Here is a 10468-nt window from a genome sequence, read left to right on the forward strand (position 1 = left end):
CAAGGTTTAGCGTCATTAAGAGATATTTGGATCAATATTCACTACGGGAGATGAACCGCCCATTGCGGACCCGCATGATGGGTGGTGTGGGGGCTGGAGGTTAGAGACCTCCGGCTACCCGATTAGGTTTATAGGTAGCCCATTGTATTTAAAGAATAATACAAACCAAATAAGCCGACACCACCTACAAATAGTGCCATTATTAAATTATTATAGCTTTGCTCAACAGTTTTTATGGCTATTTTCCCAATGGTGTCCTTAGTAAACCCATTTCCTGATCTATCAAGTTCAGATAAGTGGTTAGTTATAGATTCTATTTCGCTTTCCATCATAAAATAAAAAGTTTCCTTTACCCACATATTTCCTTCTTCAATAGATGAAAAATCAGGTACTACGAAACTATTATTCTTTAATGCTCTTTTAATACGATATTCTTGAGGGTAATGAGAAAATCCGACCAAAGAAACTAGAGCTAATAAAGAAGAAATAATTGCTACAGGTATCCATAATAAAGCCCAAATAGTCAGAGTCTTTGGAGGTGTATCAAGAACTGCCAGTTCACTTACACCTGCAACCCTTGCAGATGCGCTAAATTCTAATTTATTCGAATCAGTAAGTAAGCTAAAAAAAACCTTATCTGATGGATTTAATAATGAAAAATGAACCTCTACAACTCCATTGTTTCTAATTAAATTAACATCTAGATTAGATGGTACTTGCGAGTCGATGATAGCATCTAATACCTTAACTTTTTTAGGTACTTCAATTTTTATGGGCGATACAACTTCAGATTTAAGTAGAGGGCGACTACCTGTATTTTCAATAAGAAATGTAGTTTTTGATAACGTGTTTAATTCGATGCCTTTATAACTTACTTTCAAACCGTCAACTTCAGCAGACGGTGAAATTACAATACTACGGGAGACTACTGTTAAAGATATGTCTTTTTTTGCATTGTAATAATCCCACGCTATAGGGGCTATAACACCCAGCACTGCTACCAACAGTGTCACAAAAGTAATAAAACCAATTCTTTCTTTCATTTTTAATTGAAAATCCTTTTTAATTACAAAAAATACTATTTATAACACCGCGATTAAATATAAACCTAACAGCTTATTCAAAGGATCTAAACCCACAAGTTGCAGACAGAAAATCCTTTGAGTTTTTTAATATTTTCAGTCTAACTCTGTATCTAAATGTAAATCAAGGAATTTATCTTTGTTGTTATTTTGTTATTGTAAATCACAAGAAATAAACCCGCGAGTTGTTAAAAAAACTCAAAACTGTTTATGAATACAGGAAAATAAAGCAGATAAAGATACGCGTGTCGCTCATTTTCCTGAATATGGGAGCAAACAACAGCTTGATTATTCAATGAGTTATTATCCTAAATCTATATCAACGTCAGTTTCCCACTTGAAACAATCTCTAAACTTTAATTTTCACCGTTGGGTTTCGTTGCTCTGAACCACAACCTACGATAATAAATTTTACGCCGACCTGCTTTGGTTTTTCCTAGTTCCTAGCGCCTAAATCCTAGTCCCTCACCCGAATCGCCAATAAAAAAGCGCGAGATTAACTCGCGCTTTAAAATAACTCAAAACTGTATTTTGTCTTAAACTTACCGCTTAAGGCTTACAACTTATAGCTCTAAGAGCTATTCGCCCTTCGCTTTTAAATTTATAAACTCTGCCAATTCTTCTGGTTGCCCCATTAGGGTGAAGATCTGTTGGTTAATTTCGGTCATGGTTTGCCCTTCTGGCAAGCTTGCTGACACGGTTAATGAGCTTAAGCCTTGCGTGAAGTTTTTAATCGCTTCACTCAGTTCCTCGCTGACTGGCGCTTGTTGTAGCTGCATATTGACCATTTGCTGCATTTGCTCCAGCGTCATACCTTGCTTTTCAAGCGTTTGTTCAACGAGTGCTTTAAATTCACCTTCGTTATTGAGGGCAATTTCGATGCTGCGTGGTTCAAGCTCTGCAAGCGCCTCCATTAGTAAGGTTTGTTGCTGTAATTGCTGCTCTAAAGTCGGCTGTTGACTACCTAGTTGTTGCTGCATTTTGCTCAGCGCCAATGAAGCATTCATCAATGCGGTTGATTTTGCTAGACCGAGGTTAAAATTAAGGCCTACAATATTTTTAGCATTAAGCGCAAAGTCGATATCACTATCACCTGATTTTTCATCATAGTTCATCAATGTATGGAGATCATAGCTAGCAGCAGCGAGTTTATTGTTAGCGTCTGGTGGTAACTGCGCTAAAAAATGCTCACTGAAGGTAAAGTTTTTTATGCTCAACTCGGTACGAGGAGCAATTTTATCTACTTCGTATCCCGCCACTTCAATGCTCGCAATATTAGCAACCGGCTGCTGATCAAAACCAGTGATTTGCATATTTGATATTTCAACACTTTGCCCAAGCACGCTGGCCGAAATATCTTCATAACTGGCTGTTACACCCATTTGCTGGCTCATTAATGCAAGCTGACGATCAACCTCTACTTTAACTTCTTGAGTCAGTGCATGATTTGCATAGCTAACACCACCGATAGCCGCAACGACAACAACAGCAACAATTGCGAGTTTTTTCATTCTATTTCCTTATTACGATTTCTATTATCACCGTTGTTATTTAGCTTAGTCTCTAACGGCTTTAGACTTAAGATTTTGCTAAGCGTATCATTCAATAATACCTTTGATTAAGCGTATCATTCAATAATACCTTTGATAAGGCCTAGCATAAGTAAGTGCAAATTGATTTGCACTTTTTTGAGCGTGGCTAATTAATTAAACTTAGCAGTTCATGCACTGTTTTAACTGGGGTTATCTTAGCGCCTAACCCTTCCATTGATTTATGGTAATTACGAAATGGAATAAATATTTCGGTAAAACCATGTTGGGCAGCTTCTTTAACGCGTGGCACGCCACTGTCGATTGGCCGTACGTCACCGTTTAAACTCAGCTCGCCCATTATGCAGGTGGTACGCGGTACAACAAACTCATTTAAGCTACTGAGTAAGGCAGTCACTAAGGCTAAATCGATACAGGTTTCGGTTTCATCAATTCTCAGCCCGCCAACAATATTAAAAAACGTATCATGAAAGATTTTGGTTTTAGTGTGCTTGCGTAAAATACCAGTGAGCATTTTTATTCGGTTCATATTTAAACCTACGCACACTCGCTGTGGAAACTCCGCCTCGGTTTCGGTAGTTAAACATTGTATTTCGAGCAACAAGTTGCGGTTACCTTTTCGAATGCAAGTAATGGTTGAACCGGGTGAGTCGGTACTTGATCCCGATAAAAATATTTCACTGGGGTTATCAACACTTAGCATACCGCGTTCGCACATTCTAAAAATGCCTACAGTATCAATGTCACCAAAGCGGTTTTTATTGGCGCGCAAGGTACGTATTTGCCCATCGTTAGTGTCGATATGTAATAACGCATCAACAATATGCACTAAGGTTTGCGGCCCCGCTATTTCATTATTTTTATTTACGTGGGCAATAATAAACATAGTGACGTCGTTTTGCTTACAGTACTGTGTAAGCGCTTGCGCGGCACTTTTAACTTGTGACGGTGAACCTGGGCTGCCGTTTGCGGTATCAGTAACAACCGCTTGAATAGAATCGATTACTGCAAACTTGATGTTATTTTTTTCAAGCTCGTCGATAATGGTTTCAACACTGGTTTCTGATAACAAATACAGTTCGTCTGGGTTGTAATCGAGTTTTAAGCGATTAACACGATTTTTAAATTGCGATAACGACTCTTCTGCGGTGCAGTAAAGTGATGGCATACGCTGTGACATGCGCGCGACTAAATCCGATAATAAAGTCGTTTTACCTGCTCCGGGATCGCCTGAAATAATATTCACAGAACCTGTGGTTACGCCACCTGATAATACTCGGTCAAGTTCACCAATACCGGTTAGTTGCTTTTCGGCTTCGGTGGTTGCGATGTCATTAATTTTTTTCGAGCCACCGCCAACGCCACCAGCATAGCCGCCAACAACGCTGCGCGTTGCTGCTTTTTTAGTTTGCCCTGCTGAGGGCTTAAATTCGGCTAAGGTATTCCATGCGCCGCAGCGACACTGTCCTTGCCAGCGTTGGTAGTTCATTCCGCATTCGGTGCAAACAAACTCTATTTTTGCCGCTTTTGCCATTAACTTTTGCCTACCTTCGTCATTTTGAAATCATTTATGTCCATACTAGGATGATCTTTAATTTATTGTTACGTTATCGTGCGCTGAATATTGACCTTGCCAATAAGGCAATTCAACGCCACAATCGAGATATATAAAAAAGCAAGGTTTATCACTTTTACTTTAGGGCATATTTTTTGCTTAATCTTTTTAGCTTGGGCTTTTTTGATTAATAAACTAAAGTAATGAGCCATTTATTTGGCAATCTCATAATAATAAAAATTAAAGATGGTAACTCATTACACCGCACATGCTGCAAACCAGCAACCAAGTGAGTGTGTAAATACATGTGCAGTATACCAACTTTTTAGAATAGACGGTGATGGTTTTATAAATGACTGAAGACACTCTGCTTAAATATGAAAGTTTAGTTGATGAGCTTAAATCATATTTAGGTAATGCCAAATTTGACACGATCTTTAAATCGAAGACAGCGGGTTTAACAAAACCTGAGCAGTTCTTGATCAAGATGGAAATGTCGCGCTTGTCGCAACCTATCGCCCGTTTTATTGATTTACGCGGCCAAGTAACAGGCCAAGTTAAACCTTATGAGTATGAAGGCAAACAACACTTTATGGATGAAACCGCTATTGCGGTATTTGAACAAGCCATAGAACGCCATGGTGGTTATACCCTTGCTGTTTACGAAGCTGTAATGAACACCGATAATAACCATCGTGTAATGCAAAAAAAAGCCGCTGAACAAGCTAAGCAACCTGAGTTACAGAATGAACAAAAATTAGATTGCCAGGTTATTAAATTTGCCTCTTATGAAAGTCGCCGTGAAGAACGGATGAACTATTCAATCAAAATCACTGTAGAACTCAACAAAGACAACACCATTGCAGCAACCACCTCAGATATATCTTTAAGTGGCGCAAAAATAAAGCTCTCACCGCGCTATCAAGTCAAAAAAGGGCAGTTATTAGGACTGCGTTTAGTCGGTCTTGAGCAAGATTTTGAATTAGGTTTAAAAAACGGCATTCAATATGAAGTTGTTGCAGTTGAGAAAATCTCTGCGGAATTTAATCATATTCGCTTAAAACGTACTTTTATAGAAAATAACGCAAAATTTGATGAGTTTTTAGAAAGCTTTATTCACGGCAATAAGCGTCGCTATAAAGTAAATTTAGATAATACTTTAGATGCCGTCGTCTCAAAAGGCTATGAGCAGTACTATATTCCCCGGGTGACTTCGTTATTTACTTTTTTTAGTTTGCAAAACGATAAACTCTACCCAAGTTTAGTGCTGACCACTGAAAACAATATTTTTATTCAGCGTTATTTTTGCGATGAGCGAAAGCTGTCATGTTTATACACTATTTTAAATCAGCAACGTTTAAGTCAGTTACTAAGTAACCCAGCCCCAGTTAAAGAAGAGTATTTATACACCTTTACGCACGTGGTTGCTGGAAAAGTATATTATTACTCAGCAACACGCACGGAGTTGACTGCAGAGCCGCAATTAAGCGCATTATTTTTTGGTTTTGGTAGCCAAAAAGAAAGCTGGCAATGTTTTAAAGTACAGTTAATGCCAAGCCATCCAGAAGATTCATTTATTCCATTAAGCTTACCAAATACCGCTGGCAAAGATATTGAAAAATTAAACAAGCCACCAACGCCTCGCGTACAAGGAATGATCAAAGACGTAAAATATCTTGTGATTTTAACAGCAGTCGGAACAGACGTTGAACGAGCGCATTATCAAAGTTTTAGTTACGATAAAAGTATAGTTAATCAGCTCAAGCACTTTGGCCATGGCAAACATAAAACCCCACCAAAGCTTGAAACCGTGGATTTAGAGTATGTAAACCTACGCTCTCACAAACGCTATTTGTATAAAACCGATGTAGTATTAACAACTCAGGATGAGCAAACACATACCGCTCATAGTCGTGATTTCTCGGTGATGGGGTTGCAAATTGAGTGTGACCAACCGGTTACTTTTCAAAAAGGTGAAGTTGTTGAATTAAGCTTACCTGAGCTGCAAAAAATAACCAAAAAGCACACGCTGAGTAAATTAAAGTACGAAGTGATGGCGGTCAGTAAATCGTTCACCACTATCAACTTAAAAGCCTTACGTATTGTTGATAACCCACACGAAGGGGTGAAATTTTTTACGCAGTTAATTGAAAATAATAAAGATAAACTAAAAGTATCTGAAGAAGCGCCAAAGGTGCCAGGATTATCGACAGCGCTGCGAAATATGGTAACTAAAAGTGTCTGCCAATTTCCGTTTTATTTACATAAAGAAGCTGCACATTTTAAAACAGGAGCAATTGGTCAAGGCTTGTACCCGAGCCCATTGCATATTATTTTGCAAAACTATGGCTTGCTTAATAATACCACCAGCATTGATGCTTTTTTATCGCCAGAGCAGCTCAATGGCGTGATCACACCGCTTATAAAAGATCGCAGTCGTCAAGATCCTCCTCTACCTTTCACTTTATTTATTCGTTTTGATCCTAAAAAACCGACCATTAAAGACGCTATAAAAAGCAAGTGCAGTGCAGGCGAGGATTATGCCCCACAGTTACTTTTTTTAAAGAAAGGTCTCAAATCTGAGTTGCTCTTTATAATGCGTATTTATATTTCACGCACTGGCCGCCCTGATACAGATTACTTATCTAACGAGTTAAAATACGTAAGCCAATATGCATTGCACAAAGCAAAAGATCTTGAAGAGGCACTGTGGGCAGTCACTGGTGTTGGTGACATGGTTGATGTAACAGATGAAACGCTTAGTCATTTGGACTTTACCGCAGAGCTGGTAGACCAAATGAATAAGCGCAAGCAGACTTGGCTTAAACGCCTAACTTAACTCCGTTACTTAATAACAGGAATAGTTAATAAATATAACAGTTGTAATAGCGAGCCTTGGCAAATTGCAGCTTGGGCTTGTTCAACAACTTTAGGTTTACCGTGTACGGCAACACCGAGTCCTGCCGCAGCCATCATGGTCAAATCATTCGCACCATCACCAATCGCCACTGTTTGTTGCGTAGGTAAATTTAATCGTTGCTGTAATTGGCTCAACACCACGGCTTTTTGCTGCGCATCAACAATCATGCCTAGCACTTTACCTGTTAACTTATTATCTTTAAATTCCAATACATTGGCATGTACTTCGTCTAGTTCAAGCAGTTTTTGCACTTGTTCAGCAAATGGCACAAAGCCACCTGAGGCAATGGCTAAATACCAATTATGCTGCTTTAGCACTTGGCATAGCGCTTTGATCCCTGGCATTAATGGTAAACTATTTTTTAGTTCATCAATTAAGCTTTGCTCAATACCCGCAAGTTTAGCGACTCGTTGATGTAAGCTTTCACTAAAATCTAACTTACCAGCCATCGCTTGTGCGGTTACCGCTGCGACATCATCATATACATCAGCAAGCCTTGCGATTTCGTCAATACATTCAATCGTAATGGCGGTTGAGTCCATATCCATTACTAATAAACCGGGCTTAGTTAAAATCGGTGGCTTACTAACTTGTACAAGTTGAAATCCCAATGGATGGGCAAATTCATTCAGCACCAAAGGATTAATGCTTGGACTTAGTGTCTCGCTGTAAAAACAAAGTGCGGGGCTTAAGTTTGGCTCTGGTTGATAACGACAAAATGCACTGACAATAAACTGCTGCTGAGCTAAAAAGTTAATTATATTAGCTAGTTGTTGGCCGCTAAAGTCCCCTGCAAAAGCAATACTAAACATTCCTTGCGGATCAGTTGGTAAGCTTGTTGGTACTAATAAAGCATCTTGATAGTGATACCACATACCTAACGACAACTGTGCCGATAACTGCTCTGATGAAAGGCTCGCAAAGCGCTCCAATGTCATGATAACTCCAAAAATGATACTAATGTCTCCCCTGTAAAATAACAATTATACCAATCGTGTTAGGTTATTGGTCATTTATAGCGACGGATAAATAGAGTGATAACAAGGCATAAATTTTATATGTAGTTGTTCTACATAAAAAACTTATAACGCCGTTAGCGCTTTATTTAGCACGCTAGAAAGACTAAATATTTAAGTCGATTGGTATTAATTCGCCATAAAGGGGGATTTAAGGTTATAGTTACGCTTAGTTGTAACATCAAAAACAAAAGCTGTCAGCAGCGTAAACGGTGACTATGAAAAATAACCATCTTAAAAACCCTATTTCAGCATCTCTTAGGCAACGCCTAGTGCGATTAAGTATTGCTGCGGCATGCTTTGTATTGCTGACTTGGGTTGCTGTTAATGGTAGTTTTCAAAGCCACCAGTTGCTTTATGATAGTGCCGACAGCACAGCAAAAAGCTTAACTCGTTTTATGGCTCTCAATGCCAAAACGCCGCTACTTGAAAAAAACAAACCTGAATTAACAGCCTTATGCAACAGCATAAGCAAAGATGAGTTTGTACTGGCTGCAACGATTTATGATCAGCAAGGCATACTTATCGCCAGTAGTGATAATTGGCAAGCTCACCATATTTTAGGTAAGCTGCCCAACTCCACTCCGGGTATTAGTAAACTTAAAACCCCGTTTGTTGAACCGATAATCAGTGATGACGATCGCCCACTAGGATTTGTTGCAATAACTTACTTGACCCGCTCAGCAGTAGCAACCAGTCATAGCAGCTTTCATGACTTAGGCCGCCAAGTATTACTAATGCTAGTGATAACCTGTATTTTTACTTGGCAATTAGGCCGTGGTTTAAAGCGCTGGCAAGTAAATCGTTATATCCGAAAAAGTTCTGAGCACGAATCATAAAGCTGCTTTTGAAAACCTGCCTTATAAGGCGTTGTGATCTGCTTTAATTGGCATAACTGCTCAAACACCAAGGGTAACTGTAACGGCGTGTTTATTTGTCCTTGAAAGCCCGCTAACGGCATTGCAGGTGCATCTGTTTCAAGTAGTAAGTGCTCCGGTGCTATGTGAGCAACAACGGAACGTGTTTTTTGTGCTCGCTGATAAGTGATCACCCCGCCCACCCCGAGTTTAAAACCCTGTTTAATATAATACTGTGCTTGTTGTAATGAGCCTGAAAAAGCATGTATAACACCACCATATTTTGGCTTACAGCGCTTAAATGACTGTGCAATAAGGTCATGGCTTTGTCGATGATGCACAATCAATGGCAATTCAAGCTGATTAGCAAGATCAATATGGTGCTCAAATATCTGAGTTTGCAAAACAATATCGTCAATACTGCGGTCAATGCCACATTCGCCAATAGCGACCAATTGCTGGCGATGTTGCACAGTAAACTCAGTCAGTTTGGCTAAATGACTGTGGTGATATTCTGCTAAAAAGTAAGGATGTAAACCTGCACCGATGCGCACTGCAGAATGCTGTTTAGCAAAAGCGCATAAAGAAAGAGATTGTGCCAAAGTGATCCCCGGCACGATCAATTTTTCGATCCCCAGCTGCTGACATTGCTGAATTAGCTTGCTGCGGGTGGCATCAAATTCAGTAAAATCTAAATGGCAGTGGGAATCAATAAACGCCATAATAAACTATGGGTTTAAACGTGTAATTTGCCAGCTGTTATCAGCTTGACGCTGATATATAAAACGGTCATGCAGGCGGTGTGCACCACCTTGCCAAAACTCAATTTTTGTTGGCACAACACAGTATCCCCCCCAAAAATCTGGCAATGGTATTTCGCCTTTAGCAAACTTGGTTTTCATATTAGCAAAAGTTTCCATCAACACTTTACGCGATGATACAGGACGGCTTTGCTTTGAAGCCCATGCAGCTAACTGGCTTTCTTTGGGACGTGACAAAAAGTACTTGGCAACCGCTGAAGTTGGCAGTGGTTGTGCTTCACCATAAACAATCACTTGGCGCTCCATATGGTGCCACGGAAAATGCAAAGAGATTTTATTATTGCCTTTAAGCTCTTGTGCTTTACGCGAGCCGGAATTGGTAAAAAACACAAACCCGTTATCATCAAGATGCTTTAACAACACAATACGTTGCGAAGGCTGACCGATTTCATCAACCGTTGCCACCACCATCGCCGTTGGATCTGGCAGTTTACTTGCTACCGCGTGCTCAAGCCAGGTTTCAAATTGCTTGAATGGATCATCAAGTAAATTCTCTTCGCTCAGAGCATCTTGCAAATACTCACGACGGATATCTTCAAGTTTCATATCAAATCCTTCTTTATCAGCTGTAAGCTGTAAGCTGTAAGACACGAAATTCAACAATTTAAGCACAGAGTCAAGCTACACCTAGCAACCAGCAACTAGAACCAAAAAACTAACTCCCAAA

Annotated in this window: 8 protein-coding genes; 2 read left to right on the forward strand and 6 right to left on the reverse strand. The window is 39.6% G+C overall.

Translation table 11 applies throughout. The features are described from left to right. Positions 1–128: 128 nt before the first annotated feature. From H5162_RS20800 to radA, 3 genes are all read right to left on the reverse strand, one after another. The gene (locus H5162_RS20800) at positions 129–1043 is read right to left on the reverse strand and encodes a hypothetical protein (protein WP_182779418.1); all 915 of its coding nucleotides are present in this window, start codon (positions 1041–1043) and stop codon (positions 129–131) included. Between the two features lie 617 nt (positions 1044–1660). Beyond that, complete coding sequence (locus tag H5162_RS20805) at positions 1661–2593, reverse strand: hypothetical protein (protein WP_182762616.1); 933 nt, start codon at positions 2591–2593, stop codon at positions 1661–1663. Between the two features lie 187 nt (positions 2594–2780). Then, positions 2781–4166, reverse strand: coding sequence for a DNA repair protein RadA (radA, locus tag H5162_RS20810; protein ID WP_182719606.1), 1386 nt, complete (start codon positions 4164–4166; stop codon positions 2781–2783). Positions 4167–4539: 373 nt separating this feature from the next. Here radA and H5162_RS20815 point away from each other — a divergent pair, with 373 nt between their 5' ends. Beyond that, on the forward strand, positions 4540–7026 hold the full coding sequence (locus H5162_RS20815) for a PilZ domain-containing protein (protein WP_182779419.1): 2487 nt from the start codon (positions 4540–4542) through the stop codon (positions 7024–7026). A gap of 5 nt (positions 7027–7031) precedes the next feature. Here the strand turns inward: H5162_RS20815 and serB are convergent, their stop codons facing one another. Further along, positions 7032–8045 (reverse strand): phosphoserine phosphatase SerB, encoded by a 1014-nt coding sequence (gene serB / locus H5162_RS20820; RefSeq protein WP_182759227.1) that lies wholly within the window; start codon positions 8043–8045, stop codon positions 7032–7034. 296 nt (positions 8046–8341) lie between these two features. Here serB and H5162_RS20825 point away from each other — a divergent pair, with 296 nt between their 5' ends. After that, positions 8342–8962 carry an AhpA/YtjB family protein gene (locus H5162_RS20825; protein ID WP_145235511.1) on the forward strand — a complete coding sequence of 207 codons (621 nt, stop codon included), beginning with the start codon at positions 8342–8344 and terminating at the stop codon, positions 8960–8962. Here the strand turns inward: H5162_RS20825 and H5162_RS20830 are convergent. Both H5162_RS20830 and pdxH read right to left on the reverse strand, forming a co-directional pair. Then, positions 8929–9702 (reverse strand): TatD family hydrolase, encoded by a 774-nt coding sequence (locus H5162_RS20830; protein WP_182731505.1) that lies wholly within the window; start codon positions 9700–9702, stop codon positions 8929–8931. The two genes, H5162_RS20825 and H5162_RS20830, sit on opposite strands and share 34 nt — an antisense overlap. 6 nt (positions 9703–9708) lie before the next feature. Next, positions 9709–10347 carry a pyridoxamine 5'-phosphate oxidase gene (gene pdxH, locus H5162_RS20835; protein ID WP_182779420.1) on the reverse strand — a complete coding sequence of 213 codons (639 nt, stop codon included), beginning with the start codon at positions 10345–10347 and terminating at the stop codon, positions 9709–9711. Between the last annotated feature and the right edge of the window lie 121 nt (positions 10348–10468).

The organism is Pseudoalteromonas sp. SR41-8 (assembly GCF_014163915.1).
Lineage (GTDB): Bacteria > Pseudomonadota > Gammaproteobacteria > Enterobacterales > Alteromonadaceae > Pseudoalteromonas > Pseudoalteromonas rhizosphaerae.

What these genes read in the sequence shown, in the direction of transcription:
- H5162_RS20825 (WP_145235511.1), top strand. Translation starts at nt 8,342, where the DNA reads ATGAAAAATAACCATCTTAAAAACCCTATTTCAGCATCTCTTAGGCAA.
- serB (WP_182759227.1), bottom strand. Translation starts at nt 8,045, where the DNA reads ATGACATTGGAGCGCTTTGCGAGCCTTTCATCAGAGCAGTTATCGGCA.
- H5162_RS20830 (WP_182731505.1), bottom strand. Translation starts at nt 9,702, where the DNA reads ATGGCGTTTATTGATTCCCACTGCCATTTAGATTTTACTGAATTTGAT.
- pdxH (WP_182779420.1), bottom strand. Translation starts at nt 10,347, where the DNA reads ATGAAACTTGAAGATATCCGTCGTGAGTATTTGCAAGATGCTCTGAGC.
- H5162_RS20800 (WP_182779418.1), bottom strand. Translation starts at nt 1,043, where the DNA reads ATGAAAGAAAGAATTGGTTTTATTACTTTTGTGACACTGTTGGTAGCA.
- H5162_RS20805 (WP_182762616.1), bottom strand. Translation starts at nt 2,593, where the DNA reads ATGAAAAAACTCGCAATTGTTGCTGTTGTTGTCGTTGCGGCTATCGGT.
- radA (WP_182719606.1), bottom strand. Translation starts at nt 4,166, where the DNA reads ATGGCAAAAGCGGCAAAAATAGAGTTTGTTTGCACCGAATGCGGAATG.
- H5162_RS20815 (WP_182779419.1), top strand. Translation starts at nt 4,540, where the DNA reads ATGACTGAAGACACTCTGCTTAAATATGAAAGTTTAGTTGATGAGCTT.